Annotated in this window: 25 protein-coding genes and 1 tRNA gene; 11 read left to right on the forward strand and 15 right to left on the reverse strand. The window is 56.8% G+C overall.

Annotation, left to right across the window (positions count from 1 at the left end; translation table 11 throughout):
* Nucleotides 1-101: 101 nt before the first annotated feature.
* Nucleotides 102-701 carry a TetR/AcrR family transcriptional regulator gene (locus ACQY4Z_RS19410; RefSeq protein WP_428524019.1) on the reverse strand — a complete coding sequence of 200 codons (600 nt, stop codon included), beginning with the start codon at nt 699-701 and terminating at the stop codon, nt 102-104.
* 126 nt (nt 702-827) lie between these two features.
* Here ACQY4Z_RS19410 and gatC point away from each other — a divergent pair, with 126 nt between their 5' ends.
* The 4 genes from gatC (at nt 828) to ACQY4Z_RS19430 (ending at nt 4617) form a co-directional block, all read left to right on the forward strand.
* The gene (gatC, locus tag ACQY4Z_RS19415) at nt 828-1115 is read left to right on the forward strand and encodes an Asp-tRNA(Asn)/Glu-tRNA(Gln) amidotransferase subunit GatC (protein ID WP_428524021.1); all 288 of its coding nucleotides are present in this window, start codon (nt 828-830) and stop codon (nt 1113-1115) included.
* 15 nt (nt 1116-1130) lie between these two features.
* Nucleotides 1131-1607, forward strand: a complete 477-nt coding sequence (locus ACQY4Z_RS19420) for a GNAT family N-acetyltransferase (RefSeq protein ID WP_428524023.1) — start codon at nt 1131-1133, stop codon at nt 1605-1607.
* Between the two features lie 13 nt (nt 1608-1620).
* Nucleotides 1621-3105, forward strand: coding sequence for an Asp-tRNA(Asn)/Glu-tRNA(Gln) amidotransferase subunit GatA (gatA, locus tag ACQY4Z_RS19425; RefSeq protein WP_428524025.1), 1485 nt, complete (start codon nt 1621-1623; stop codon nt 3103-3105).
* Nucleotides 3106-3498: 393 nt separating this feature from the next.
* Nucleotides 3499-4617 carry an NAD(P)/FAD-dependent oxidoreductase gene (locus tag ACQY4Z_RS19430; RefSeq protein ID WP_428524027.1) on the forward strand — a complete coding sequence of 373 codons (1119 nt, stop codon included), beginning with the start codon at nt 3499-3501 and terminating at the stop codon, nt 4615-4617.
* A gap of 4 nt (nt 4618-4621) precedes the next feature.
* Here ACQY4Z_RS19430 and ACQY4Z_RS19435 read toward each other — a convergent pair whose 3' ends face one another.
* From ACQY4Z_RS19435 to ACQY4Z_RS19455, 5 genes are all read right to left on the reverse strand, one after another.
* A complete protein-coding gene (locus ACQY4Z_RS19435; RefSeq protein WP_428524029.1) occupies nt 4622-4981 on the reverse strand; it encodes a ribbon-helix-helix domain-containing protein in 360 nt (119 codons plus the stop codon).
* A gap of 376 nt (nt 4982-5357) precedes the next feature.
* On the reverse strand, nt 5358-5708 hold the full coding sequence (locus ACQY4Z_RS19440; protein ID WP_428524031.1) for a ribbon-helix-helix domain-containing protein: 351 nt from the start codon (nt 5706-5708) through the stop codon (nt 5358-5360).
* 136 nt (nt 5709-5844) lie between these two features.
* Nucleotides 5845-6438: a DJ-1/PfpI family protein gene (locus tag ACQY4Z_RS19445; RefSeq protein ID WP_428524033.1), complete on the reverse strand. Its 594-nt coding sequence runs from the start codon at nt 6436-6438 to the stop codon at nt 5845-5847.
* Nucleotides 6439-6559: 121 nt separating this feature from the next.
* On the reverse strand, nt 6560-7324 hold the full coding sequence (locus tag ACQY4Z_RS19450; RefSeq protein ID WP_428524035.1) for a class II aldolase/adducin family protein: 765 nt from the start codon (nt 7322-7324) through the stop codon (nt 6560-6562).
* On the reverse strand, nt 7321-8451 hold the full coding sequence (locus ACQY4Z_RS19455) for a TauD/TfdA family dioxygenase (RefSeq protein WP_428524037.1): 1131 nt from the start codon (nt 8449-8451) through the stop codon (nt 7321-7323). The genes ACQY4Z_RS19450 and ACQY4Z_RS19455 overlap by 4 nt, the downstream gene beginning before the upstream one ends.
* Before the next feature lie 167 nt (nt 8452-8618).
* On the opposite strand from ACQY4Z_RS19455, the gene ACQY4Z_RS19460 reads away from it, so the two are divergent.
* Nucleotides 8619-9518 (forward strand): LysR substrate-binding domain-containing protein, encoded by a 900-nt coding sequence (locus ACQY4Z_RS19460; RefSeq protein ID WP_428524039.1) that lies wholly within the window; start codon nt 8619-8621, stop codon nt 9516-9518.
* 59 nt (nt 9519-9577) lie between these two features.
* On the opposite strand, the gene ACQY4Z_RS19465 is transcribed toward ACQY4Z_RS19460, so the two are convergent.
* From ACQY4Z_RS19465 to ACQY4Z_RS19475, 3 genes are read right to left on the reverse strand one after another with little or no spacing between them, the layout of a single operon-like run.
* A complete protein-coding gene (locus ACQY4Z_RS19465) occupies nt 9578-10201 on the reverse strand; it encodes a LysE family translocator (protein ID WP_428524041.1) in 624 nt (207 codons plus the stop codon).
* Between the two features lie 47 nt (nt 10202-10248).
* A complete protein-coding gene (locus tag ACQY4Z_RS19470) occupies nt 10249-10836 on the reverse strand; it encodes an HD domain-containing protein (RefSeq protein WP_428524043.1) in 588 nt (195 codons plus the stop codon).
* Complete coding sequence (locus ACQY4Z_RS19475) at nt 10836-11585, reverse strand: pyridoxine 5'-phosphate synthase (protein ID WP_428524045.1); 750 nt, start codon at nt 11583-11585, stop codon at nt 10836-10838. The genes ACQY4Z_RS19470 and ACQY4Z_RS19475 overlap by 1 nt, the downstream gene beginning before the upstream one ends.
* 237 nt (nt 11586-11822) lie before the next feature.
* On the opposite strand from ACQY4Z_RS19475, the gene ACQY4Z_RS19480 reads away from it, so the two are divergent.
* Complete coding sequence (locus ACQY4Z_RS19480; RefSeq protein ID WP_428524047.1) at nt 11823-12719, forward strand: DMT family transporter; 897 nt, start codon at nt 11823-11825, stop codon at nt 12717-12719.
* A gap of 22 nt (nt 12720-12741) precedes the next feature.
* Here ACQY4Z_RS19480 and ACQY4Z_RS19485 read toward each other — a convergent pair whose 3' ends face one another.
* Complete coding sequence (locus ACQY4Z_RS19485) at nt 12742-13848, reverse strand: hypothetical protein (RefSeq protein WP_428524049.1); 1107 nt, start codon at nt 13846-13848, stop codon at nt 12742-12744.
* 298 nt (nt 13849-14146) lie between these two features.
* Here ACQY4Z_RS19485 and ACQY4Z_RS19490 point away from each other — a divergent pair, with 298 nt between their 5' ends.
* Nucleotides 14147-15361: a GTP-binding protein gene (locus ACQY4Z_RS19490; RefSeq protein ID WP_428524051.1), complete on the forward strand. Its 1215-nt coding sequence runs from the start codon at nt 14147-14149 to the stop codon at nt 15359-15361.
* Nucleotides 15358-15978, forward strand: a complete 621-nt coding sequence (locus ACQY4Z_RS19495) for a DUF1826 domain-containing protein (RefSeq protein ID WP_428524053.1) — start codon at nt 15358-15360, stop codon at nt 15976-15978. The genes ACQY4Z_RS19490 and ACQY4Z_RS19495 overlap by 4 nt, the downstream gene beginning before the upstream one ends.
* A 56-nt stretch (nt 15979-16034) precedes the next feature.
* On the opposite strand, the gene serA is transcribed toward ACQY4Z_RS19495, so the two are convergent.
* Nucleotides 16035-17279 (reverse strand): phosphoglycerate dehydrogenase, encoded by a 1245-nt coding sequence (gene serA / locus ACQY4Z_RS19500; protein ID WP_428524055.1) that lies wholly within the window; start codon nt 17277-17279, stop codon nt 16035-16037.
* 371 nt (nt 17280-17650) lie between these two features.
* On the opposite strand from serA, the gene ACQY4Z_RS19505 reads away from it, so the two are divergent.
* Entirely contained in the window at nt 17651-20194 is a 2544-nt protein-coding gene (locus tag ACQY4Z_RS19505; RefSeq protein ID WP_428524057.1) for an EAL domain-containing protein, read from the forward strand.
* Nucleotides 20195-20309: 115 nt separating this feature from the next.
* Here the strand turns inward: ACQY4Z_RS19505 and ilvN are convergent, their stop codons facing one another.
* The gene (gene ilvN / locus ACQY4Z_RS19510; RefSeq protein WP_008189543.1) at nt 20310-20882 is read right to left on the reverse strand and encodes an acetolactate synthase small subunit; all 573 of its coding nucleotides are present in this window, start codon (nt 20880-20882) and stop codon (nt 20310-20312) included.
* A gap of 27 nt (nt 20883-20909) precedes the next feature.
* The gene (locus ACQY4Z_RS19515; protein WP_428524059.1) at nt 20910-22685 is read right to left on the reverse strand and encodes an acetolactate synthase 3 large subunit; all 1776 of its coding nucleotides are present in this window, start codon (nt 22683-22685) and stop codon (nt 20910-20912) included.
* A 608-nt stretch (nt 22686-23293) separates the two neighbouring features.
* Here ACQY4Z_RS19515 and ACQY4Z_RS19520 point away from each other — a divergent pair.
* A tRNA-Lys gene (locus ACQY4Z_RS19520) sits at nt 23294-23369 on the forward strand.
* Nucleotides 23370-23422: 53 nt separating this feature from the next.
* Here the strand turns inward: ACQY4Z_RS19520 and ACQY4Z_RS19525 are convergent.
* Nucleotides 23423-23947, reverse strand: coding sequence for a flavodoxin domain-containing protein (locus ACQY4Z_RS19525; protein WP_428524061.1), 525 nt, complete (start codon nt 23945-23947; stop codon nt 23423-23425).
* 247 nt (nt 23948-24194) lie between these two features.
* Here ACQY4Z_RS19525 and ACQY4Z_RS19530 point away from each other — a divergent pair, with 247 nt between their 5' ends.
* The gene (locus ACQY4Z_RS19530) at nt 24195-25202 is read left to right on the forward strand and encodes an LLM class flavin-dependent oxidoreductase (RefSeq protein WP_428524063.1); all 1008 of its coding nucleotides are present in this window, start codon (nt 24195-24197) and stop codon (nt 25200-25202) included.
* A gap of 42 nt (nt 25203-25244) precedes the next feature.
* On the opposite strand, the gene ACQY4Z_RS19535 is transcribed toward ACQY4Z_RS19530, so the two are convergent.
* Nucleotides 25245-25799, reverse strand: a complete 555-nt coding sequence (locus tag ACQY4Z_RS19535) for a hypothetical protein (protein WP_428524065.1) — start codon at nt 25797-25799, stop codon at nt 25245-25247.
* Nucleotides 25800-26147: the final 348 nt, after the last annotated feature.

Genomic DNA, 26147 nt, shown 5'->3' on the forward strand with positions numbered 1-26147 from the left:
TGGAGAATGGCCATGACCGCTGCCAAACACCAATCACCCTTGTTCACAGAGACGAAAGCACACCGCCAGAATCCGTGAACGCCTTGGCACGCAGACGTAGCTCACAATCCGGGGAGCGGCGACTGTTCCGCAGAGGATCGGGGTGCAGTCAGCCCCAAAAGCAAATAGATCGCGCTTTCCAATCTAGTGTCATCCAGCCCGCCGCGCCCGAAATGCAGATCAAACAGGTCTTGCCAAATGAGTCCCAGGATTAGCGCGGTTTTCGCCTGAAGGTCCTGCTCAAACGGTGTCGCGATCAAACACTGGCGGATGTGAAACCGGATCTCGTCCTCAAATTCTGTAAACAGCGTACCGAAAATCGGAACGGTCCGCACGTGCAGCAGCGCCTTGCCAAGATCGCTGTTCAAGGCTGTCCGGTACCCGAAGATCAGGCGGTAGAGGTCCTGTGCTGTGTTTGTGCGTTCCGGTCCGGGAGCAGGGATCTGAAACAGAGCAGTTTGAAGCGCGGCAAGCGCAAAATCCTGTTTACCGGACCATCGGCGATAGATTGCCTGTTTGCTGGTGCCCGCGGCATTCGCAAGATTGTCCAAACGAACCGGCTCGTACCCGTGATGGGCCAGAGCTCTCACCATCGCGGATTGCAGCCGGCCTGTCAGGCTGGGGTCGTCTTTCCGCCCCCGGCGTGTTGACCCATCAGTCATAATTCGGTCCCCATTAGGACCGTATTTCATGTCTTGATGCGTTCAGCAAGGACATTCATTGGAAAATGATCGCTTGGGGCGGTAATCAAACTCCAAATCAGATTTCCAACGGTCAAAGGAAAAAACATGTCCGTAGATACTGCAACGGTAAAGCGCGTTGCGCGTCTTGCCCGCATCAAGGTGAGCGAAAACGAAGCCACCCGCATGACCGGCGAACTGAATGCCATCCTCGGTTTTGTCGAACAGCTCGACGAAGTGAACATTGACGGCGTTGAGCCGATGACCTCCGTGGTCGAAACAACCATGAAAAAGCGCGCAGACGGTGTAACCGACGGCAACAAGGCTGCCGACATCACCAAGAACGCGCCGGCCTCTGAAGACAACTTCTTCATGGTGCCGAAAGTCGTCGAATAAGCAGGAGTAACCGGGATGTCGTCCGCGCCAGCCATTTCAATCGCCGTTGAAACGCCGCTCAGTGATGAGATGCGTGCGATGGTCGGTGAATTGAATGCGTTGTTGTTGAGCCTGACATCGGAAGACGCTTGCCACCATCTGACCGTCGAACAGATGGCCGATGCGCGGACCACTGTCTTTGTCGCCCGCGTCGATGGCAAAGTGGCGGCCTGCGGATCGCTCTACCGCCACGGTGGCGGCATTGCCGAAGTCAAACGCATGTACACACGTGCCGCTTTTCAGGGCCTCGGCCTTGGACGCAAACTGCTGGACCGGATCCTGGCGCTCGCCATCGAGGAAGGCTTCTCCGAGGCCGTATTGGAAACCGGTGTCAATTATGACGCGGCCAAGCGCCTTTACGAGACCAGCGGCTTCAAAGTGTGCGGCCCGATCCTGGACTATCCCGAACATCCTGAATCCCTTTTCTATTCCCGGCGCCTGACGGCAGCCTGAAAGACCTGGACCCATGACAGACCTTACGAAACTTAGCATTGCCGAAGCCCGCGAAGGCTTGAAGAACAAGGACTACACGTCCACCGAACTCACCGAGGCGTTTCTCGGCAACATCGAACAGGCCAACGGCGCGCTGAACGCCTATGTTGCTGTTACCGCAGACAAAGCCCGCGCGATGGCCAAAGCCTCTGACGACAAGCTCGCCAAGGGCGAGGGCGGTGCGCTGGAAGGTATTCCGCTCGGTATCAAGGACCTGTTCGGGACCGAAGGCGTTCACACGCAGGCGTGTTCCCACATTCTGGACGGGTTCAAGCCGGCCTATGAGTCCACCGTGACGGCCAATCTGTGGGCCGATGGGGCGGTCATGCTCGGCAAGCTGAACATGGACGAATTCGCCATGGGCTCGTCGAACGAGACCTCCTACTACGGCGACGTCATCAACCCATGGCGTAAGAACGGCTCCAACCAGGATCTCGTTCCGGGCGGCTCATCCGGGGGCTCGGCTGCCGCCGTTGCTGCGCGCATGTGCATGGGCGCAACGGCCACGGACACCGGCGGCTCCATCCGCCAGCCGGCAGCCTTTACAGGTACCGTTGGCATCAAGCCGACCTACGGCCGCTGTTCGCGCTGGGGCGTTGTTGCCTTCGCTTCCTCACTCGACCAGGCTGGTCCGATCGCCCACACGGTGCGCGACAGTGCGATCCTTCTGAAATCCATGGCCTCCGTCGACCCGAAAGACACCACGTCCGTCGACATCGAGGTTCCGGACTACGAAGCGGCGATTGGCAAATCGGTCAAGGGCCTGAAAATCGGCATTCCGGCCGAGTACCGGCTGGACGGCATGCCGGGTGAAATCGATGAGCTCTGGCAGAAGGGCATTGCGTGGCTGAAGGATGCGGGCGCGGAAATCGTCGACATTGCCATGCCGCACACAAAATACGCCCTTCCGGCCTATTACATCGTTGCGCCTGCGGAAGCCTCTTCGAACCTCGCCCGTTATGACGGCGTTCGCTACGGCCTGCGCGTTCCGGGCAAGGACATCGTCGAAATGTACGAAAACACCCGCGCCGAAGGCTTTGGCGACGAAGTCAAGCGCCGCATCCTGATCGGCACCTATGTGTTGTCCGCCGGTTACTACGATGCCTACTACCTGAAAGCCCAGAAGGTCCGCACGCTGATCAAGCGCGACTTTGATCTGGCGTGGCAAAACGGCGTTGACGCCATCCTGACCCCGGCAACCCCTTCAGCTGCCTTTGGTGTGGCGGATCAGGACCTCCACTCAGACCCGGTGAAAATGTACCTCAACGACATTTTCACCGTGACCGTGAACATGGCCGGTCTTCCGGGCATCTCCGTTCCGGCGGGCCTCTCGTCTGAAGGCCTGCCGCTGGGCCTGCAGCTGATCGGCAAACCCTTCGATGAGTCGACGCTCTTCCAGGCCGGTCAGGTCATCGAAGACGCCGCTGGCTCTTTCGAGCCGGAGAAGTGGTGGGGGTAACCAGCCCCAACAAAACGTGCTGCCCCGGACTTGATCCGGGGCCACGTCGAATAAATGCAGGTCCCGGGTCCCGCCCGGGACGGCAGCTAAACGAATACTGTGTCATCCCGGGCGAACGGAAGCGATCCCGGATCAAGCCTGTTGACTTTTTCGGAATGACAGCCTGGTAAGGTTTGGCACGGTTTCTCCTCTCGCTCCGTCATCCTCGGGCTTGATCCGAGGATCCATTCCGTTTGCTCGCCCCACGCGGGACTGATCGAATGGAACGCTCACGGAATGGATCCCGCATCAAGTGCGGGATGACTGCGGAGGGGGTGGTGGGCTCTTACCTTTCGCGGTCAGCGCTCGTCAAAGAAATGAGTTGATGACAGTCGCTGAGGAATGAAACAATCCATGCATGACATCGAAACCATCGTGATTGGTGCCGGGGCCGTGGGGCTTGCCTGCGCGCGCGCCTTGGCCCTGTCCGGGCGCGAGGTGATGGTGTTGGAGCAGCATGATCTCATCGGCTCGGAAACCAGTGCCCGCAATTCGGAGGTCATTCATGCCGGGATCTACTATCCGCAAGGCAGCCTGAAGGCACGGCTCTGCGTACAAGGCAAGAAGCAGCTTTACGCGTTTTGCCGGGAAAACGGGGTTGGCCACGAGCAAATCGGCAAGCTGATCGTCGCCACCAATGATCGGCAACTTGAGGAACTGGACACCATCAAGGCCAAGGCGGCCGCAAATGGTGTGATCGATCTCGAGTTTGTCTCCAAGGATGCACTCCGCCAAAAGGAACCGGCACTGGATGCCGCCGGAGCCCTTTGGTCCCCGTCGACAGGTATTCTGGACAGCCACGGGTTCATGCTGGCGCTGCAGGGCGGTCTGGAAGCCCATGGTGGCCAGGTGGTTCTCAACACCAAGGTTGATCGCATCGAGCTATTGCAGGCAGGCGGTTTCGCAGTTCACGTGTCGACCGAAGACGGCGAAGCCTATGCGATCACCTGCAAGGAGCTGATCCTGTCTGCCGGTCATATGGCCCCGGCGCTGGCTGCCGGGATAGAGGGGACGAAGCCGCCCAAGGCCTATCTCGCCAAGGGCAGTTATTTCAAGCTGCAGGGCAGGGCGCCGTTTTCGAAGCTGATTTACCCGGTGCCGGAACCCGGCGGCCTTGGCGTTCATCTGACGCTGGATCTTCAGCACCAGGCGCGCTTCGGCCCGGATGTGGAGTGGGTTGACGACTTCCACTACCCGGTTGACCCGGCCCGTGGGGATAAATTCTATGCCGCGATCCGAAGTTACTGGCCGGATTTGGCCGACGGTGCACTCGTGCCGGACTATTCCGGCATCCGCCCCAAAATCGTAGGGCCGGGTGAGCCGGCTGCGGATTTCAGGATTGATGGACCTGCCGCGCACGGTCAAGCCGGTCTTGTTGCGCTCTACGGGATTGAATCGCCGGGTCTCACATCCGCACTTGCGATCGCTGATCATGTGGCAGGACTTGTCGGGGCTGATGAGGCTGGTCGTTAACCTGTCAGTTCCAATCCGGCACCTGACGGGCCTCGGATTTCAGAATTTCATCCACGTTCAGACTGCCAATTGGCTGAGACTTGTCTGTCGGGACATCGCCGGAGAGCTGCAAGGCGAGATACCGGCCGCAGCAGACCCTCAGGAAAGAGGTGAAATTGCCTAGATCGTGGCCCGCTGCAATGCTCTCGTTGTGAAGCCGGGTGATCAGTTGCACAACGTTCATGCCATCGCGCTCGGCCAGCTCCTCCAGAACTTTCCAAAAGAAGTTTTCAAGGCGAACTGATGTCACCATTCCATCGATCCGGAGCGACCGGGCACGGCATTGCCAAAGCTCAGTTGCCGCCTCGACAAACAACTTGCACATGTGTCCCCCCAGACAACTGCAGACCAAGAAAACCCTGCCCGGGTTCGAAATAATTGCCCCGGGCAGGGAACCGGAAACCTGCCAACTTCTTGTTTGGTGGGTAAAGAAACGAAGACAGGATCGGCAAGGTTCTTGAATTGCCGCCAGGCGTCATCACCGGAAAGAATCGGTGGGAGACCTAACGTCAACAATGAATGCATTGTCCTATCAGGGGATTAGGGGCTGCGGGTAGTAACAGAATACTACACACGCAAGTGGCTCGCTTTGGTAGGTTTGGGTCTTCGGTTCCATGGCCGCAGACCTAAAATCCTGTGGTCCAAGCCTTCAAGCGGTCACGCATTACGACAACTGCCTGAATCGAAACTGCGCTTGGACCTTAATGAACCCGGCGTTCCTCTGCCTCCAGAATGCCATCGGCGTCAAGGCCTGCAATCGGAACGCGTGTGTCTGTGGGCACGTCTCCGGCGAGCTGCAGCGCCAGGTAGCGGCCGCAGCAAACCCTGAGGAAAGAGGTGAAATTGCCAAGATCATGACCGGCATCAATGCTTTCGTGATGCAGCCTGGTGATCAACTGCACAACGTTCATACCGTCGCGGGCTGCGATTTCATCAAGCACATTCCAGAAGAAAGTTTCCAACCGCACGGATGTGACCATGCCGTCGATGCGCAGCGACTTTGTGGTGCTCTGCCAAAGATTTACATCGGCATCGATAAACAGTTTGCACATCGTGGTGTTTCCTCCATCACTTCAAAGTACCCGCTCAGAAGGTCAATTCAAGAGCCCTTCGCCACTGTTTGGTCCGCTCGACCATGATACCGGCCCGGGCGGTGCTCGTTGGTGCCCGGACCGGTTGTTTACATCATTAGGCTGCGAGTGAGCCTTGCTGTGCGCTGCTCAACACCTTGTGGAATTGGGCAAGCCACGCCGGATGTGCCGGCCACGCGGGCGCGGTGACGAGATTGCCGTCAGTGACCGCCGCATCAACGGCAATGTCTGCATAAGTCGCGCCAGCAAGCTCAACTTCCGGGCGGCAGGCCGGGTAGGCCGATACTGTGCGGCCCTCGATGACCTTCGCCGCTGTAAGGATCTGGGCACCATGACAAATCGCGGCGACCGGCTTGGCTTCGCTCATGAAATGAGACACGGCCTCAAGGACTGCACCGTCCAGCCGCAGATATTCCGGTGCCCGGCCGCCCGGGATCACAAGAGCGTCGTAGTCGGCCGGATTGATATCGGCGAAAGTCGCGTTCAGCGTGAAATTGTGGCCGCGTTTTTCCGTGTAGGTTTGGTCGCCCTCAAAATCATGGATGCAGGTGGCGACACTCTCACCAGCTTTCTTGCCCGGGCAGACGGCGTCCACCGCATAGCCCATCGCCAAAAGCGCCTGGAACGGCACCATGGTTTCATAGTCTTCGGTGAAATCACCGGTGATCATCAGGATCTTCTGTGCGCTCATGCTTCGTCCTCCCGTTGAAGAATTGCGGATGGACAAAGGCTAGCCTGCAAAGCGATGCAGCGGGTACTAGGCGACTACTACAGGCCGGATTTCACGGATCCGACCTGCTAAAGGCTTGATTTTAATCGCGGTAGTCCGGTCGATTTTTATCGAGCTGGCGCTTCAAATAGTCAAAATGGGCATGTCCCATGCCCTTGTAGGGCTCCCACTCGGCTGCCGTCTTGGCGGCCAGATTGTCCGACATCACCGCGAGCGGCTGGCCAGTGGCATATGCTGTCAGCAAGGTTCCGGCTGCCCGCTCGAAGTAATAGAGATGATCAAAGGCCTCCGCGACCGTTTCGGCAGCGACAGAAACACCATGATTGCCCATGATAAGGATCGGTTTGGTGCCGAGCGTCTCGGCAATCCGCCGTCCTTCTTCAGCCTCATCCGCCATGCCGCCAAAACCGAGATCGACAGCAACCTTGCCGAAAAAGCGGGCCGTGTTGAGATCGATCGGCTTCAAAGTCGGATCTTGAAGCGTTGCCAGCGCTGTCGCGTTGGGTGGATGGACATGAAACAGCACCTTCACCGCCGGGTTGAGCCGGTGCACAGTCCCGTGTATGCACCAGGCGCTCGGGTCCGGTGCGTCCGGCGTGTCCATGATGCTGTCGTCATTGGCATTCAGAAGCTGGAGATTGCTGGCTGTCACTTCGGAAAAGTGCCGCCATTTGCGGTTCATCAGGAACTTCGTCCCGTCTTCGGAGACTGCGGCGCTGAAGTGGTTGCCGACCCCTTCGTGCCAGCCAAATTCTACCGCCAGCCGGAAGGCCGCCGCCAGGTCTTCCCGCAGTCTTTGTTCCGAGTGCTGGTCAGCGCTTGGGGTCAGCGGTGTCACGACGCTCATTTAAACCGTCCTTCTCCGGATAGGATCCTGTAGATAGACCGCAGCTCTCCCCGGTCGGTGTAGCACCCCCGCAAATGACGCTCACCGCTGGTCGCCGAGTAAGCAACACGCCCGTGAACGATCCGGTGATTGTCAAAGACGATACATTCACCGGCATTCAAACGGAACCGCATCACGTATTTTTCGTCGCGCATCATCCGTCCAAACCGGCAAAAGGCCGGATAGTAGGCATCTAGCGCCTCTTGCGGCAGGTCGAATATGTCTTCGTGGTGCTGGCTGATCGTGACACCTGAGATGTTTCCGTAGTCGTCGAGCTCAATCACATGCTGGCGGGCGCGCATGTCGAATGTGTCGTGCTCGCAGTAATAGGGAATATCGGTTTCCACCAGCAGCTTGAAATCTTCCGGACAGGCGGTCCGGAAATCCTCGGCAACCGCCAGACCGTCGACAAAAATGCTGTCACCCCCCTCAACCGAATTCGCCCGGCAGTGCAGATACTGGATGCCTGGTGCGAATTCTTCGGACGGCAGATCCGTGTGCAGCGGCAGGGCCTTGGACGTGAAGGCAAGATTTGTCGGTTTGATGTGGGTTTTCACCTCGAACGTATGGCCGAAGTAGCTGGGCCGCACATATCCGAGCAGGCCGGCGAGATCAGTCAGCCCCTCATCGGTATTCGGCATGCCGGTGATCAGCGAAACGCCATCGGTCAGCATCGCGCCAGCCCAATTCTTTCGCGCATCCGCGTCAGATGCGACTGAGCCGTAATCAAACCGGGCCATATTTGCATAGTGATCGGCAAACCAGGATTTTCTTGGCAGATTGGCCGGATCCGGGCGCTGTTGGGCCTTGGCATATTGCACAAGCTGCGCCATCGGGATCGCCGAGCGGTGCTCTGTGCCCTGCCACTGGATCTCAAGGTGTTCACCTGCAATGGCCGCAGATTGCGCTTTCGGCTCTTCGGCAAGCGCGAAGATATCGTTGACCCGTTCCCGCGTTTCGGGATCGAAAGACGCCGGTTCATTGTCCTTCAGCCAATAGTAGTTGAAATAAGCGAGGCGTCCGTCCGGTAACGGTACGTCCAGTCCCTTTTCGCGCAAGAGCACGCCTTCTTCACCCGTCCCGAGCATGTGATTTTCCTGTAACTTAATCGCACGTTGCGTTGGAGGTTGCATGTCGCTGGGTCGAAACTTCCTTTTCAATCCAGATTCTTGGATTGAAATTGCGCTTGCAGAACTGATTTGAAAAGATCATAAAAAACGAACTTGAGTTAACTTACGGATTAACTTGAAGCCGAATGGATCGATTGCCTCCACCCCGTCTTCTCCGTGTGTTTGAAACCGTTGATCGAATGGGCGGCGTCAAACATGCTGCGCAGGAGCTCAATGTCTCGCTGCCTGCCGTCAGTCAGGCGCTGCGCCATCTTGAGCATCACATCGGCACGTCATTGTTTGACCGCAGCACCCGCCCGGCCAGATTGACGGCGGCTGGCGAGATCCTTCTCAAGGCCGTTACGGACAACCGGGAACGGTTGATGGAAGCGCTGAGCGATATTGACGCACTGGAAACCGCAGCCAATACGGTCACGATTGCCTGCACCATGGGGTTTGCCACCTATTGGCTGATGCCGAGGCTGGAAGCTTTTTACCTCGATCATCCGGATATTGTCGTAAATGTTCAGACGATCGCGCATGAAGTGCCGTCTCTCGGCGCAGGCACGGACATTGCCATGCGTTATGGTGATGGCAACTGGCGTGACGGAGCCGTGCATCTCCTCTTTGAAGAACATGTGGAACCCGTTTGCGCGCCGGGACTTGCAGCACGGATCAGCGAAGAGGCAGGCAGCCTGGCGTCCGCCTTTCTGATCCATGTCGAGGTGGCCGACAAGCGCTGGATTTCCTGGCCGCAATATTTCTCGCGGACGGGTCAGAAGGCCAATGGATCTGCGAAGGGATTGAGGTTTTCAAACTATGTCCAGGCGACACAGGCCGCGCTCTCCGGTCACGGTATCATGCTCGGCTGGCGGTCGATCACCGGGGATCAGGTGGCCAAGGGCCTTTTGGTGCCGACAAGCCTTCCAGCCTACCGGCCGCCGGATGCCTATCACGCCGTTCTTTCCAGTAGATCCAAGAATGCAGAAACGGCGGGCGTGGTGGTCAATTGGCTGAAACAGACCGCACACACAGAAACGCCTTGAAGCCAGCGCAGTGCCTCTATGCAGTTGACGACAGGTGAGGGATGCCGCTGCCAACGGCCCTATCTGCTGGCCGTTGCTAGTGCTGCTCCGAACCCAACAAACAAGCCGCCGGTGATCCGCCGGACCCAACGCACCCGCTTGGCAGATGTCAGGAACTGGCGCATGTGACCTCCGGCGAAGGCAATGGCCGCGTGATTGGCAAAACACAGAACCGCATAGGTGACCGACAAAATGGTGATTTCGAGGAAATTGATGCCGCCCTTGGACATGAACTGAGGGAACAGCGCGGTGATCACCAATATTGCTTTGGGGTTAGTGACGGAGACAAAAAACGCCTCAAGAAAGAGCTTCATCGGGCTTTTGCGCGGCGTGAGAGCGCCGTCCTGAACCTGAAAGCTGGACCCGTCTCGCAGGATCTTGATGCCGATGTAAACCAGATAGATCGCGCCTATGATTTTCAGAACTGTGAAGGCAACGGCAGAGGCTGCCATCAGCGCGCCAAAACCGAAGGCGACCGCGTAGCCGATCACGATCAGGCCCATCATGTTCCCGGTCGCTGAAGCGAGCGTGGCGTTGCGGCCAAAACGCAGGGTGTTGGAGATCGCCAGCATAACGGCCGGGCCGGGGCTGATTGCCGGCAAAAGAGAAACGGCAACGAACATAAGCCACAGTTCAAATGGCATCTGAAATCTCTTTCTTTAATCGGGACAGGGCCCAAACGCGAACGGGTTCAAGGTGTCAGGTGACCTGCCTGAACGGCGCGGTCGAGAAGGGACTGGGCATAAGCCCAAAGGGCAGGAAAGCGAGCGAGTTTGGCTTCCTTTTTCTTCCGGATGTCGTCAACCGACATCGGCTCATGAACCGGTGTGTCCTGCTCTGATGCGAAGACAAGCAGCATCGGATGCAGCACATCCATCGCATTGGCAAAACGGGCTTCTTTGGTCTCGCCTGCTTCAAACTCGTGCCACAGCGCTTTGAAGTCGTCCGACTGCTGGTTTGGCAGCAAGGCGAAGATCTTTTCTGCGGCGGCCTGTTCCTGAATGGCGATGGCCTGGTTATTGTCTTCCGTGACCCAGTGATCGCCAGCGTCAATCTCAACCAGATCATGAACCGCCAATAGCTTCAGGACATGATGAATGTTGGTCCCTGGTTCCGCGTGTTCTGCAAGGGTCAAGGTCTGCAGAATGACGTGCCAGCAATGCTCAGCGGTCGTTTCGCGCCGGCTGCCATCCGACACCAGGTTGAGCCGGATGACATCTTTCAGCTTGTCGGTTTCCAGCAGGAATGCAACTTGCCGCCCCAAATCATCCGAAGACATCAAAGCTCGCCCATGGCCGTGCGGAATCGTCTGACGCTCTCCGCAAAGCCGTAGACGAGGGCGTCTGCGGTAAACCCGTGACCGATCGACATCTCGCGGATGAACGGTGCCCGCTGCAATAGAGCCGGGATATTCTCGACTGTCAGATCGTGTCCCGCGTTGACACCAAGACCGGCAGCCTGGGCTGCTTCAGCGGTTGCTGCAATCTTGTCCAGTTCCTTGGCGGCGAGGTCCGGACTGTCATAACAGGCGCCATAGGGACCGGTATAGATCTCAATCCGTTCTGCGCCGATGCGGGCAGCATGATCCGGATCTGCCGGATCTGGATTGCAGAAGAGGGACACTGTTACTGCCCATTCCTTGGATGCAGCAATAGCAGTTTCCAGGAGACCGATGTCCTTTGAAAAGTCCCAACCATGGTCCGAGGTGGTCTGGTCAGGGTCGTCCGGTACGAACAGCACTTGTTCCGGCCGGGCTTCCTCCACAAGCTTCATGAAATCAGGTGATGGATACCCTTCCAGGCACAACTCCTTGTTCGGAAGCCGCTCTTCGATCAGTTCGGCGAGATCGAAGACATCGGTCTTGCGGATATGGCGCTCGTCCGGGCGCGGGTGCACGGTGATGCCTTTTGCTCCAGCCTCCATCGCAATGGCCGCCAAACCGGTGACACTGGGCCAAGGCAGATCACGGCGGTTACGCAGCATGGCAACAGCGTTGACATTGACGGACAGGCGCGAGACGGCACTCATGAGACGATAACCTGGTTGAGGTGGTTGGCAGATTGAGTCAACTCGTTATGACTTTTGCGAAAGATTGTTCCAAAAGTCATTGAAGTCAAACAAGATATTGTCACTAGGGACAATGTTTGAGCTGGAAATTATGCCGCAGGCTCGCGGATCAGCAAGTCTGGCTTGTCCTTGAAAAAGCCGATAGAATGAAAGGCCTTACCAATATTTTTTGCTTCATAGATTCAAAGGTTTCAGATCGTGTCGGCAAACAGTCTTTCCGCACCCATGTCGGCCAACTTGCGCGGCAGTCTGTACATGATCCTCGCAATGGCATTGTTTGCCGTTGAGGACATGTTCCTGAAAGCCGCCTCAGTGGTTCTGCCGGTCGGTGAAATCCTGATACTGTTCGGGTTCGGGGGCGCTGTGGTCTTTGGCGGGTTGGCCCTGAAGCGCGGCGAGGCGCTGGTTCCACGTGATGTCTTTACGCCGGTTATGGGGGTGCGTTTCGTCTTTGAGCTGACCGGGCGCTTGTTTTATGTCCTGGCGCTGGCTCTGACCCCCCTGTCGTCCACGACGGTGATCTTGCAGGCCACGCCGATCTTTGTCGTACTTGGGGCCATGATCTTCTTTGGCGAGCGGGTTGGCTGGCGCCGCTGGGCCGCGATTGTTGTCGGCCTGATTGGTGTCCTGATCGTGTTACGGCCGGGCGCCGACAGTTTCACGCCGCTGTCGATGCTGGCGTTCATTGGCATGTTGGGGTTTGCCGGCCGTGACCTTGCAAGCCGCGCAGCGCCCAAATCGCTGAGCACAGCGCTTCTCGGCTTTTACGGATTCATCACGCTGATCTTTGCCGGTGCGTGCTATGCAATCTGGGCTGGCGAGGGGCTTGTTTGGCCGGATATGCCGAGCGGCGTTTATGTGGCTCTTGCGGTTTTCTCAGGTGTCTTTGCCTACAGCAGTTTGATGCTGGCCATGCGCACCGGAGACGTTTCGATCGTTACGCCGTTCCGCTATTCCCGGCTCTTGTTCGGCGTTGGCCTCGGTGTGGTATTTTTCGGCGAGCATCTGGATGCTCAGACCCTGGTTGGCTGTGCCGTGATCGTGTTCTCCGGACTGTTCATTCTGTGGCGCGGCCGTGCGGCACCTACCGGCTGAGTTTTTTCCGGGAGCTTCGCTGTCAGAGCTGAACTTGGGTAGATATAGAAGTTTTTAGATTGGCCAACTCGGTCTCGATCTTTTTTGCTTTGACGCTGAGGTCATCAGTATCAAGCCTCAGTTCGTTGCTTTCTACAGAAAGGCGTTGTCTTTCCAGCATCAAATAGGCCAAATGCGTTTTGATCGAAGCGGTCTTGAAAACCACCTCCTTCATATCGATGTGCCATTTCACCATTTCGAACTTACCTATAGTAAATTTCACATCGGTCATCAGAAAGTTCAGATCGATAGATGTCGATACATTAAGGGATGCGCTTGCACGGTAGCTGAGACCTCCGGCGAAATAGAGGGACATGTTACTGCCGCGAAAGATCGATTTCGCGTTACCCCATGTGTCGTTCAACGTGTCAGACCGGACGACATTGGTTTGCGTTCCATCAACATGTGTTGTTTTGGCTCCGTGCGCGTGTGTGACAATGTCTTTGGCTTCCAGGAATGCGTTTGAGTTGCCCTCGTTCGCTATGATCTCGATGCCTGTGTCGCCGGATGTGTTTTCTTCGGATGCGACATATGCTTCGCCGTGTATCGCTCCAGAGCGAATACTCACCTTCTTGTTTGCGGCGACGGAAAATTGATCGCCGGTTTCAGCGGTGATTGGGCCTGTATCCGCGGTGATCACAATCTCCTTGCCGCAATGGATGTCCACCAGATCGGTTGTTTCGACAAAAAACTTCTCTTCGGACTTGATCAAGACCCGGCCATCGCAGGCCATCGTGATGCCGCAGCTTTGTGCGGCCCTCGGACCGGCTGCGTGCTTGTAGACGCGATCTCCGGTTTCGCTGGCAATGTGACGGGATGGGTAATACGCCGCCACTCCGTTATCCGACTGTGCGCTTTCTTCCTCGATGTCCGAATAGGATCCGAGCCGCAGAAATGCTCCCGGCTTGGTCACGCATTCCACATCTTCCTCATCATTCTGATGCGAAGGAACGAAGAAGTACTGATACCGCGTCAGAGACTGAGGGGGATTTTGCGGAGCTAGGTCGTCCGTCTCAAAGGGCAGTATCGTTGCAGTGTTAGCTGAACTTTCGTGCACTTGTGCCTGCGGCCAATCCATTGCAAGGGCCATGACGCTCTCCGTGTCCTGTTTAACGGATCTGCTTCCGTCTCACTGGAAAGGTGTGCATGGGCGCGACCATCTACAAATTAAACATAGTTTAGAAATCCCGCTCTGGAACCGGGCTTGTCCAGCTGTTTCTGCAGTTCTCTGGCGTGTGCGGAAGAAGCAACGTAAACCCAGATGGTTTTGAGCTGCGTTCGATATCCAACCTGAATCTCATGCAAGAGGTTGCCAACCCCAGCAACAGACGTGTATGTCGTTTGTAACGTAATAACATTACATATTGGCGATACATAATGGAGAGCCCATGTCTGCCATCCGTTTGCCCGTAACGATCCTGTCCGGCTTTCTGGGCGCCGGCAAAACAACCTTGCTGAACCGCGTTCTCAACAACCGCGACGGTCTGAAGGTCGCCGTCATCGTGAACGACATGTCCGAAGTGAACATCGACGCGGATTTGGTGCGGTACGGCGGTGCGGAACTCAGTCATACCGATGAGACACTGGTCGAAATGTCGAATGGCTGCATCTGCTGCACCCTTCGTGACGACCTCTTGAAGGAAGTGCGCCGGATCGCTGAAGAGCGCAGGTTCGACTATCTGTTGATTGAATCGACGGGAATTTCGGAGCCGTTGCCAGTGGCGGCAACCTTTGATTTCCGGGATGAGGAGGGCGAAAGCCTCTCCGACGTTGCGCGGATCGACACGATGGTCACCGTTGTCGATGCCGTGAACCTACTGAAAGACTTCTCCAGCCATGATTTCCTGAGTGACCGGGGCGAGACGCTCGGCGAAGAGGACGAGCGGACCCTCGTGCATCTCCTCACCGATCAAATCGAGTTCGCCGATGTCGTGGTGCTCAACAAGGTGAGTGCAGCGAATGCGGGGCAGGTGGATGCGGCCCGGAAGATCATCCGCAGCCTCAACGCGGACGCCCGCATCATTGAGACAGACTATTCCGTTGTGGAGCCTTCCGAAATCCTGAACACGGGGCTGTTCGATTTCGAAAAGGCCCATGAGCACCCGATGTGGGCCAAGGAGCTTTATGGGTTTGCCGACCATGTCCCGGAAACGGAGGAGTATGGCGTTGCTTCCTATGTCTACCGCGCCCGCCGGCCATTTGATCCTGCCAAAATCCACGCGCTTTTGAATGGATCTTTGCCGGGTGTTATCCGCGCCAAGGGACATTTCTGGATCGCAAGCCGCCCGGATTATGTGCTGGAGTTTTCGCTCGCAGGCGCGCTGTCCAGCATCAGCCCGCTTGGAACCTGGTGGGCCTCTGTTCCGTCAGCGCAATGGCCGCAGGACGAGCGCGTTCAGGCTTATGCGCGCGCTCACTGGTCAGAGCCATTTGGTGACCGCCGCCAGGAAATCGTCATCATAGGCGCAGGTATTGATTGGCCCGAGCTGCGGGAGCGGATGGACGCTTGCCTGATCCCGCCGGAGGCCGGGGACGATTTGTCGGCTTTCGCATCCCTTGCCGATCCGTTCCCGCCCTTCCAACGCCGGGAGGCCGCCGAATGAGCCTTGCACTTGAGACTTTAGCAGCTCCAGTTGCAGCCGACGTCTTCATGGGGCGGGAAGCGGACATCTTGACCGAAATTGCTTCGCCAGGTGTTGCGGCTGCGATCTGGCAGCGCTCTCCGGAGCCGGGTTTCCAGTCGTGGATGGATGGTCTTGGTATGGACCTGTTGCCGGATCTTCGAACCGTTGTTCCGGTTCATCTGGCCGAAGCCGCCGTTATCACGGCGTGCGAAACATCAGGTCTCGACGCATGTCCAGAACGGGATGTTCTGGCGAGTGATATTGGCGCCCTTTCCGTCATGATGGCCAAGATCCTTGACGTTGATCACGTCCGGCTGCGGTTGGATGTGGCCGATGAGGTGATGTGTCCAAAGTTTCACATCGACCGGGTGCCAGCGCGTTTGCTGTGCACCTATCGCGGAGCGGGGACAGAGTATGTGCCGCTGGGCTCTGAAGCGGATCCCAAGCGCATCCGGCGGGTGAAACGCGGCGCTGCTGCTTTGTTTCGTGGCGCGCTCTGGGACACGGACGAGACCACCGGCATCCTGCACCGCTCGCCGGAGGTCACACCGGAAGACGGACCGCGATTGCTGCTGGTCATCGATCCCGTTGCTTGAATGCAAAGCCCCGCAAGTTGCGGGGCTTTATCATCTGTGTGAGATGCTCTTTCGGCTCAAACCCGGTTGAGCAGGCGGGCGCGGATGGTGTTTGGCAAGGCCCGGATTTCTTCCAGGATCTTGACCGGATCCTGAACCGGGCTGTCGACATCGAGCACCACGTAACCAATGTCCAGATGCGACTGCATGTACTGGGCATGGATGTTGAGGTCGTGCCGGGTGAAGAGATCGTTCAAAGTGCGCATCGCGCCGGGCGCATTGTGGTGCACCTGAATGAAGCGGGTCGCATCCGTGCCCTTTGGCAGCTGAACCTGCGGGAAGGACACTGCGCCGATCGTAGAGCCAACGTCTGAGTATTCCACCAGACGCTTGGAGACTTCCTCACCGATGCGGGCCTGAGCCTCTTCCGTTGAGCCGCCGACATGCGGGGTCAAGATCACGTTGTCGAGACCGCGCAGCGGCGAGATGAACTCGTCCTTGTTGGACTTCGGCTCAACCGGGAAGACATCGACCGCAGCACCGGCCAAATGTCCGGATATCAGGGCTGCTGCGAGCGCATCAATGTCGACGACCTTGCCGCGGGCATTGTTGATCAGGAACGCGCCCTTTTTCATCTTGGCGATCTGATCTGCGCCGAACATGTCCCGGGTGCCCGGCGTGTCGGGCACGTGCAGGGAGACGACGTCGGATTCTGCAAGGAGTGCATCCATGCTCTCGGCTGGCATGACGTTGCCGTGCTGCAGCTTGTCGATGGTATCGTAATAGATCACCCGCAGGCCCATCGCTTCTGCGAGATTGGACAGCTGCGTGCCGATGTTGCCGTAGCCGATGATGCCGAGGGTCTTGCCGCGTACTTCGTGAGAACCGGCAGCCGTCTTCATCCAGCGGCCTTCGTGAGCGCCGCTCGATTTGGGAAAGACGCCGCGCATCAACATGACGATTTCGGCAATGGTCAGTTCAGCCACGGACCGCGTGTTGGAAAACGGTGCGTTGAAGACCGGAATGCCGCGGGTCAGGGTGCCGCCGAGGTCGACCTGGTTGGTGCCAACAGAAAAACAGCCGACGGCGACCAGCGACTTTGCCGCTTCCAGAACCTCTTCCGTTACTTGTGTCCGGGAGCGGATGCCGAGCATCTGCACGTCCTGCATCTTCTCGATCAGGGCGTCCTTTTCCAGCGCGCCGGACAGGACTTCCACATTCGTGTAACCGTTTTTCTCCAGAATCGCGTGCGCGGTCGGCGAGATGCCTTCCAGCAGCAGCCAGCGGATCTGGTTCTTCGGCCGGGACAGACCGTGGATCATGGGCCTAGAGCCTTTGTTCTTGACAGGTGTATCAGCTGCGGCGGATGCGCCGCACAAACGCCGGTGTCGTATACGCGCAGATCCGTGTCGCGTCTAGGTCGCGTTGGCACAAATGGGCCTCTTGGAGCCTTTCCAAGGCAACGGCTGCAGCCAATTGTGTCTTGAACTTGATTTGGAGAACTTACGTAGAAGAGCATCTTGTAATTTTTTGATTTTCGATCGTTCAGGCTTTGCCTTGATCAATATTGTTATAATTACTTATGGTATGGTATGTTTTTTTGAAAATATCTGGAAATTTGTTTACTTCTATTCATTCTTGCCTAACGGGTGTCTTGTAAACACAAAGTGTGCTTTCGAAGGCGAGTGCGGGATTGGAAATACTCAATAAAGCGTTTCTTGATCTGACAACGGATGCGGTTGCTGTCTGCCAATCCTCGCCAGATAGCGAAGCCTTGCAAGTCGTTTACACCAATCAAGCGTTCACAGCATTGTTCGGGTCCTACGACGACCTGTCTTCTGAAAATGCCGTTCCGCTTGCGGGCTTTCATGAGCAGCTTCTCCAAGACCAATCTGCAAAAGTGCAAGAAACAGCAGAGCTGGCCAAGGAGGACGGCTCGAGGTTTGTGGTAAGCGCGTCTGGTTTTGCGTTTCAGGACAAAGCCGCAGGTAAGCTTTACAGCTGTGTTACCTACCGTGACATCTCCGAAGTGGTTGATGTCGCCAAAGATAATGGGGGCCGCTTGGAAACTGCTGAGTATGCGTCTCTGCATCAGGAGATGGCGGCGCTCCAGCATGCTCATGAGCGTATCCTTGGCGCGCTCAACGCTTATCCGGATCCAATCGTCATCTACGATTCTGATCTAAAGCTTGTTTACCGGAACGACGGTTATGCAGCTTCGGTGACCGACACCCCAAGTGAGCTGATAGAGGGCATGCACCTCCAAGAGGTTCTGAAGCTTGCAATCAAGCACGGACGATATCCGGTCGCGGTTGGCCGTGAAGATGAATGGATCAATGAAATCCTGTCCCCAGACATGCTTCAGATGCCGGCACAGGATGTGGAACTGGATGGTGATGTCCATCATCGTCTCATGCGCTCGCGCGCGCCCAACGGTGACTACGTGATTATCCGTTTGAATTCGACGGAACTTGTTCGCGAAAAAAGGGGCGCTGAAGAGGCCCAGGCCAGATTGATTGCCGCGCTGAATGCTTATCCGGCACCGTTTGTGATCTACGACGCGGACGACTGCCTGGTGGTGTGCAACGATGCATACCGGGCGTCGATGTCGAACAATCCAGCGGATCTGAAAGTGGGGATGCATCGCACGGAAGTTGCTCGTATCGCTGTCAGGGCCGGGAAAATCGCCAATGCGATTGGCCGGGAAGAGGAATGGATGTCTGATGCGCATCAGACTCAGGATGTGAACAAGCCTGTCCAGGACTTGGAGTTGCCAGGGGATGTGCATCATCGCTTGTTGCGGTCACGGGCTGAAAACGGCGACTTGGTCATTCTACGGATCGATACAACCGAGCTGGTGCGTCACCGCCGGGCCCTTGAAAGGAATTCCGAAGAACTGAAAAAGGCCAATGCCGAAATCACTCACATGGCGCTCCACGATGATCTGACCGGGTTGGGCAATCGCAGATACCTGGCGAAAACGCTGGAGGAATTCACAGGGCGGCGTCAATCGGCCGGCGGAGAGATTGCAGCGCTGCACATCGATCTGGACCGGTTCAAACAGATCAACGATACAATGGGCCACAGAGCCGGCGACGATGTGCTGGTTGAGGCCGCCAAGCGTATCCGATCTGAATTGGAACCGTCAGAAGCGGTTGCCCGTATTGGCGGGGATGAGTTCGTCGTTTTGGTGCCCATCTCAGAGGACCCGCAACGCCCGGTGGAGCTAGCTGGCACTCTTTTGAAGGATTTGTCCCGGACCATGGAGACACATGGGAAGGAGTGCCGTGTGGGCGCCTCGATCGGCATTGCTCAAACGCCCCTTTCCGAAGTCGAAGACCTTCTCACCAACTCAGATGTGGCGCTCTACAAGGCAAAATACCGGGGCCGCGGGCGTATGGAGACATATGACCGATCCGATCTGGAGAAGGTGCGCGAGGCGAAGTCGCTTTCCGATGATATTCTGCGCGCCGTCGAACAAGAAGAATTTCTTCCATACTACCAGCCGCAGGTAGACGCAAAAACCGGGCGCCTTGTTGGTGTGGAGGTTCTCGCTAGGTGGCGTCATCCTCAAAAAGGAATACTTGCGCCGAGTGAGTTTCTCCCGTTTGCCACAGATTTGCGCGTTGCTGGAGATATTGACCGCCAGATTTTCGAAAAAGCGATCGTGGAGTGCCGTGATTTGCCGGTCACCTCAATGCGGTCGATCACACTGTCTTTCAACGTCAGCGAAGATCGGGTCAACCTGACGGATATTGACGCGCTTCATCAACAAACTCAGAGTTATCCGGGGCAGATCAGCTTTGAGCTGCTCGAAACGATTTTTCTTGAAGAACAGGATGATGCATTCCTGCAGCGGCTCGATGAACTTCGCAGTATAGGGATTTCCATCGAGGTCGATGATTTTGGCAGTGGCCGGGCATCTGTGGTTGCGCTCCAAAGGATCAATCCGGATCGGCTAAAGATCGACCGCCGTTTGGCACCCCTTGTGACCGCTGGCAGCGGTGGACTGCGTTTGCTGCGCTCAATCATTGAAATCGCTCAGGCGCTTGAGCTGGGGGTTACGGCGGAGGGGGTTGAGACCAAGGAACAGGCAGACCTTCTCTCAAAGCTCGGTTGCGATCGTTTTCAGGGGTACTATTTCGCCAAACCGATGCCGTTTTCCGACCTGTTTGCGTTGATCGCATCGCTGAAAGAAGATCCGGATATTCCAGCTGCCCTTCCGGGCGCAAGATAATGTCCCGGGGGCTTGTCGTTTTTCAATTCGCTGAATTGCTTTGGATCGAAACCCTCCAAAAGAAAAAACCCCGGTGCAATCACCGGGGCCACTGTTAGTTTCCGCAGAACTCTTTTTAGAGGCCCTCTGATCCCCGCTGAACCGCAGCGACACCGGTGCGGGAGACCTCGACCAGTCCGAGCGGTTTCATGATCGAGATGAACTGCTCTATCTTGGATGTCCGGCCGGTAATTTCAAAGACGAAATGCTCGGTCGTTGCATCAATGACGGTTGCCTTGAATGCATCTGCCAAACGCAGAGCTTCCAAGCGCTTGTCTCCGTCGCCGACAACCTTGATCAGTGCGAGTTCGCGCTCCAGCGGTTTGTCCTGGTTGAGCCGGCGGGCCCGTACGGTCAGGTCTGTAACACGGTGCACAGGCACTAGGCGGTCAAGCTGATGGCGGATCTGCTCGATGATCATCGGTGTACCGGTCGTCACGATCGTGATCCGGGACAAATGCTTCTCGTGCTCTGTTTCCGACACGGTCAGGCTGTCGATGTTGTAACCGCGTCCGGAAAACAGACCGATCACGCGGGCAAGCACGCCCGGCTCGTTGTCAACGATCAGCGATAGGGTATGGGTTTCGATTTCATTGCTGACTTCGGCCAGGAAATAGGCGGAAGGTGCATTGACGTTTTGTGCGTTCATCTTCTCAAAAATCCTTGTGACCTGGCCTTAAACGAGGGATTTGCCTTCAGCGGAAATCGCGTTGGCAACGGCCTCGTCATTGGCCTCGTCCGGAAGCAGCATTTCGTTGTGAGCCTTGCCCGACGGGATCATCGGGAAGCAGTTGGCGAGTGCCGCAACCCGGCAGTCAAACAGAACCGGTCTGTCGACTGCGATCATCTCCTCGATGGCACCGTCCAGATCACCCGGTTTTTCCACCCGGAAACCAACCCCGCCATAGGCCTCGGCCAGCTTGACGAAATCCGGCAGGCTTTCCGTATAAGAATGAGACAGGCGATTGCCGTGCAGGAGCTGCTGCCACTGGCGGACCATGCCCATGTACTGGTTGTTCAAAATGAACACCTTAACTGGCAACCGGTATTGTACGGCCGTCGACATTTCCTGGATATTCATCAGGATCGATGCATCCCCTGCGATATCGACACACAAGGCGTCGCGGTGTGCGACTTGCGCGCCGATCGCAGCGGGCAGGCCATAGCCCATGGTTCCGAGGCCGCCCGACGTCAGCCACCGGTTCGGCTCTTCAAAGCCATAGAACTGCGCCGCCCACATCTGGTGTTGACCGACTTCCGTTGAGACGAAGGTCTTGCGGTGCTTGGTCAGTTCATAAAGCCGCTGAATGGCGTATTGCGGCATGATGACATCGTTGTTCGGCTTGTAGGCAAGCGAGTTGCGGGCGCGCCAGGTATCGATCTGCGACCACCAGTCCTTCATTGCTGCCGCATCTGCCTTCATGGATGAAGACCGCCAGATCCGGACCAGATCCTCCAGAACATGGCCGACGTCGCCAATGATCGGCAGGTCGACGTTGATTGTCTTGTTGATGGAGGATGGATCGATGTCGATATGGATTTTCTTGGAGCCCGGCGAGAACGCGTCGGTCCGGCCGGTGATCCGGTCGTCAAAGCGCGCACCGATGTTGATCATCAGATCGCAATCATGCATCGCCATGTTGGCTTCGTACGTCCCATGCATGCCGAGCATGCCCAGCCAGTTGTCACCGGAGGCCGGGTAGGCGCCAAGCCCCATCAGTGTCGATGTGATCGGGAAGCCGGTCAGGGACACCAGCTCGCGCAACAGCTGCGTTGCCTGCGGTCCGGAATTGATGACACCGCCGCCGGTGTAAAGGATCGGCCGTTTGGCCGCTGCCATCATTTCGGCGGCCATGCGGATCGAGGCTGCATCGCCCTTGACCTGCGGCCGGTAGCTCTTGTGCGCTGCAGCCGGGTTCGGCGTTGGTCCCTGATAGGTGCCGGTAGCGAACTGAACGTCCTTCGGAATGTCGACCACAACCGGGCCCGGACGGCCGGAGGTCGCGACATAGAAGGCCTCATGCAGAATGCGCGGCAGATCGTCGACGTTGCGGACCAGCCAGTTGTGCTTGGTGCAGGGGCGGGTGATGCCGACCGTATCGCACTCCTGGAAGGCGTCATTGCCAATCAAGTGGGTCGGAACCTGGCCGGAGATACAGACCAGCGGAATGCTGTCCAGCATGGCGTCCGTCAATGCAGTGACCATATTGGTTGCGCCGGGGCCGGACGTGACGAGGGCAACGCCGGGTTTGCCGGTGGAACGCGCATAGCCTTCTGCAGCATGGCCAGCCCCTTGTTCATGGCGCACCAGAATGTGCTCAAGGCCGTCCTGCTGAATGATCTCGTCATAGATGGGAAGCACAGCACCACCTGGGTAGCCGAAGATTGTGTCAACTCCCTGGTCCTTCAGCGCCTGGATAACCATTTCAGCGCCGGTCATTTCCCGTGTCATTCGTCTCACGTCCTTGCATGTTCGCCTGATGGGTCAGGCTATTGGCTCTCAAGTTTGGTTTTGGCCCTGTTGCTGCGGCATCAAAGTCCGGAAGAAGAAGCGTTTCAGGCGGCGGATACAAAAAAAGGCCCCTGAGGGAGCCTTGGTCGCGCGCCAATATACCGGTCGGGATCATCCCGCCAGGGCGCGCTTTTCCACCACTACTAGAATGAGCGACATCATCATGTCGTTCCAGTCCTTTGATGCTGCAGGTCTTTGATAACAAGACCGTTTGGAAGAAGGTGCGGCGTTTCCGCGCGTTCGGCTGCATTCAACCAACGCACAAACCGGCTCTTCCGGTCCGATTTGATGCGCCGCACCCTAGTGAGACCGGGGGGAGGGGTCAAGCCAAAAATTCATTTGTTGCGCGTAAGATCGGCAATGTTTTTGAAAATTTCCAACATCCAGTGGTCAGGCCAGCGCGCAGTTGGGGTATCGCGTGGCTGAACCGAAGCTGTGGAAACGGCTGAGCGGCGTGACAAAAAAGTGTCACAGAGCCATTGCAGCCGGATGGTGGCGACTATATATCCGCCCTATCGGTGGAGGCCCTTGGGCATCGTCACCGCTTTGGGTGTGTAGCTCAGTTGGTAGAGCAGCTGACTCTTAATCAGCGGGTCTGGGGTTCGAGCCCCCACTCACCCACCAAATTTCTTCTATAATGACTGAAACAGACTGCGCTGGTTCAACCTGTTGTCGCGTCAAGTGGCGGTGAGTTCAGCCGTTTTTTGCTTCAATGCGTCCCAGTCTGTGAATTCGCGGGTGTCTTGAAGATCTTCGTCAAGGTGAGCCGCCAGATCCCCTTCCAGCAAGGCCGATTTTTGAAACCAGTCGTATATCCCCGGTTTGATTGCGCCGGCGGTCAGGAGCGTATGCGTCGGCTGCCACTCCGTGGCTTCCAAAAACGCGTCGACATATCCTTGGGCTTCGCTCTGGGTGTCTGGAAAAGCCGCTGCAAGGCTGACGGAAACGAGAAGGCTTGGCAATTTTTTCAACCTGTCCCGGTTTGCAAAAACGAACAGCTGAAGGTCTGGCTGGTGCTTACCGGAATGTACTGATCCTGCGACAATCACGTGGTCATAATCTGTGATCGTCAGCCCGTCAGCCACATCGCTGACGTTGTGAAACCGAACCTGGTGACCAGCATTGGTCAGTAATCCGGCCATGAATTTGGCGATCTTGTTTGTTTGCCCCTCGGTGCTTGCATAGACAATCAGAAAGTTCATAGTTGCCCCCATCGCTTTCACTCGATGATGTGACGCTAGCACAGCGGGGTTCTGCCGTTCGTCCGCATTTTCACGTGCTTTTTTGATGCCCGGTTGCGGCAAATCGCCTTACTTGAATGCGACAGCTCCTGCATGCTGGGTCAGGATTGTTGCGGGGGCAGAAATCAGCCGGTGTCAGCTAAAAATGCGGTCGTGAGGCTTGTATGGGTGTGTTTGAGTGAATAGCTGCCAGACAAAGGAGTCACTCATGCATAAGTTTTCCCTGCTCGATCTGTCGCCCATCCCGGAGGGCAAAACGGCAGCTGATGCGCTCCGAAATTCGGTTGAGCTCGCCCAGCTGGCGGAGGCCAACGGGTATCACAGGTTCTGGCTGGCGGAGCACCACAACATGCCTGGAATCGCCAGTGCGGCAACCGCTGTTGTGATCGGGCATGTGGCGGGGGCGACCAGCACCATCCGGGTTGGTGCCGGTGGGATTATGCTGCCCAATCATGCGCCGCTGGTCGTTGCAGAACAGTTCGGCACGCTGGCAAGCCTTTATCCGGGCCGGATAGATCTGGGCTTGGGAAGGGCGCCAGGAACCGATATGGCAACGGCGCGCGCTTTGCGGCGGCATATGGCGCCGGACGACACCTTCCCCCAGGACGTTCAGGAGCTGCTCGCCTATTTCGCAGATGAGGCGGAAGGCGGACGTGTCCGAGCCATTCCAGGCGCGGGCACACATGTTCCGGTCTGGATCCTCGGCTCAAGCCTTTACGGGGCTCAGCTGGCAGCGCACTATGGTTTGCCCTATGCGTTCGCCTCTCACTTCGCGCCAGACATGCTCGAAGACGCGCTTTCGATCTACCGGGCCCAGTTCCAGCCGTCCCGATATCTGGATCAGCCTTATGCGGTGATGGCTGCTGGTGTTTGTGCGGCGGCAAGCGATGAAGAGGCGCAGTATCTGCGGTCCTCGCAATATCTTGCATTTGCACGCCTAAGGACCGGGCGGCCAGGCAAACTCCCGTATCCGGTCGAGGATTTGTCTTCAGAAATTCCGGCGCCGGTTCTTGCGCAGGTGAAACATGCGCTGTCTTGTTCTGCCACGGGGTCACCGGAGACGGTCCAAGTTCAGATTCAGCATCTGCTAAATCGGTATAAGCCAGATGAGTTGATGGTCACCGGCATGATCCATGATCACAAGGCGCGTCTCCGGTCCTTTGAAATCGCAGGTGCCGTCTTGCGGGATTTGCAGGTGAAACCGCAGGCCGCTTAGGTGCGGGATGTATGAGGCAGATGGTTTTGCGCCCCGGCGCAGTTAATTTTCTAGGTTCAAGGTTGTGCTTCCCTCGCGATCAGAAGCCTCATGTACCTGAAGGACCCGGATCAGGCTGAAAACCCTTTCAAATCCGGATGAGGACTTGAATTTCAGCACAAGGCGCTGCTGGGTGATGTTCGGGACCTTTGGTCCGAGGAGCGGTCCTGTTCTTTGAATGTCGAAGGACGGCTCTCCCGCAATTGCCATATGATAGGCATCCGTTGCGGCGGCTACATATTTTTCCGGCAACACATCAACGACGGGGCGGTTGTTTGTAATCGCGGTCGGAAACATGCGGCGGAAAGTGCTGTCGCGCCCGGCAAAGGTCAATTCGGGAACTTTGCCGGCATCGGCTTCCGGCAAGGTGAGAATGAATTTCGATGAAAGCCTCGTCAGACGGTCATCGTTTTCAATGACGCCTTTGTTTTCGTGCCAGAGGTTGAAAAGGAATTTCTCCTCTTCTCCGGCCAGGCCGCTTTCGACAGTCTCGATTGGCATTTGCTTGATGAAATAAGGTTCACTGCCGCAAAACAACAGTTGATCTTTGGGCGGCAACAGCCTCTTCTGCTCAGCGGCTGCGGCGATAATGTCGTCATGGGCCGTTTTTGCCAGGAAGGCTTGTTGTTCAGCTGAAAGATGACTTGTCCGATTGTGTGAAAAGAGCAATTGGCAATAAAAATCCAAAAGATAAAGGCAATCGCACTTGGCAGCGATATGAAACAATTGCAAAAATGAAGGTTTCTTTTGATTATACCTGACTGAATACATTGCATGTTTCTTTCATTGGTAACCTGCGTGTCTGCGGTCAGGCTGCAGTGCCTACAGGGCCCGGTGTCGTCGCTCGAGTCGTTAAGATCCACTCTCGGTTGTATTTCTGGTTGTGTTGTTGCGTTCGTGTGGTAA

The organism is Roseibium sp. (assembly GCF_965276855.1).
GTDB lineage: Bacteria > Pseudomonadota > Alphaproteobacteria > Rhizobiales > Stappiaceae > Roseibium.

Bases quoted from the DNA above. Each gene is read 5' to 3' on its own strand.
- ACQY4Z_RS19410 (WP_428524019.1), bottom strand. From the start codon at position 701: ATGACTGATGGGTCAACACGCCGGGGGCGGAAAGACGACCCCAGCCTG.
- gatC (WP_428524021.1), top strand. From the start codon at position 828: ATGTCCGTAGATACTGCAACGGTAAAGCGCGTTGCGCGTCTTGCCCGC.
- ACQY4Z_RS19420 (WP_428524023.1), top strand. From the start codon at position 1,131: ATGTCGTCCGCGCCAGCCATTTCAATCGCCGTTGAAACGCCGCTCAGT.
- gatA (WP_428524025.1), top strand. From the start codon at position 1,621: ATGACAGACCTTACGAAACTTAGCATTGCCGAAGCCCGCGAAGGCTTG.
- ACQY4Z_RS19430 (WP_428524027.1), top strand. From the start codon at position 3,499: ATGCATGACATCGAAACCATCGTGATTGGTGCCGGGGCCGTGGGGCTT.
- ACQY4Z_RS19435 (WP_428524029.1), bottom strand. From the start codon at position 4,981: ATGTGCAAGTTGTTTGTCGAGGCGGCAACTGAGCTTTGGCAATGCCGT.
- ACQY4Z_RS19440 (WP_428524031.1), bottom strand. From the start codon at position 5,708: ATGTGCAAACTGTTTATCGATGCCGATGTAAATCTTTGGCAGAGCACC.
- ACQY4Z_RS19445 (WP_428524033.1), bottom strand. From the start codon at position 6,438: ATGAGCGCACAGAAGATCCTGATGATCACCGGTGATTTCACCGAAGAC.
- ACQY4Z_RS19450 (WP_428524035.1), bottom strand. From the start codon at position 7,324: ATGAGCGTCGTGACACCGCTGACCCCAAGCGCTGACCAGCACTCGGAA.
- ACQY4Z_RS19455 (WP_428524037.1), bottom strand. From the start codon at position 8,451: ATGCTCGGGACGGGTGAAGAAGGCGTGCTCTTGCGCGAAAAGGGACTG.
- ACQY4Z_RS19460 (WP_428524039.1), top strand. From the start codon at position 8,619: ATGGATCGATTGCCTCCACCCCGTCTTCTCCGTGTGTTTGAAACCGTT.
- ACQY4Z_RS19465 (WP_428524041.1), bottom strand. From the start codon at position 10,201: ATGCCATTTGAACTGTGGCTTATGTTCGTTGCCGTTTCTCTTTTGCCG.
- ACQY4Z_RS19470 (WP_428524043.1), bottom strand. From the start codon at position 10,836: ATGTCTTCGGATGATTTGGGGCGGCAAGTTGCATTCCTGCTGGAAACC.
- ACQY4Z_RS19475 (WP_428524045.1), bottom strand. From the start codon at position 11,585: ATGAGTGCCGTCTCGCGCCTGTCCGTCAATGTCAACGCTGTTGCCATG.
- ACQY4Z_RS19485 (WP_428524049.1), bottom strand. From the start codon at position 13,848: ATGGCCCTTGCAATGGATTGGCCGCAGGCACAAGTGCACGAAAGTTCA.
- ACQY4Z_RS19490 (WP_428524051.1), top strand. From the start codon at position 14,147: ATGTCTGCCATCCGTTTGCCCGTAACGATCCTGTCCGGCTTTCTGGGC.
- ACQY4Z_RS19495 (WP_428524053.1), top strand. From the start codon at position 15,358: ATGAGCCTTGCACTTGAGACTTTAGCAGCTCCAGTTGCAGCCGACGTC.
- serA (WP_428524055.1), bottom strand. From the start codon at position 17,279: ATGATCCACGGTCTGTCCCGGCCGAAGAACCAGATCCGCTGGCTGCTG.
- ilvN (WP_008189543.1), bottom strand. From the start codon at position 20,882: ATGAACGCACAAAACGTCAATGCACCTTCCGCCTATTTCCTGGCCGAA.
- ACQY4Z_RS19515 (WP_428524059.1), bottom strand. From the start codon at position 22,685: ATGACACGGGAAATGACCGGCGCTGAAATGGTTATCCAGGCGCTGAAG.
- ACQY4Z_RS19525 (WP_428524061.1), bottom strand. From the start codon at position 23,947: ATGAACTTTCTGATTGTCTATGCAAGCACCGAGGGGCAAACAAACAAG.
- ACQY4Z_RS19530 (WP_428524063.1), top strand. From the start codon at position 24,195: ATGCATAAGTTTTCCCTGCTCGATCTGTCGCCCATCCCGGAGGGCAAA.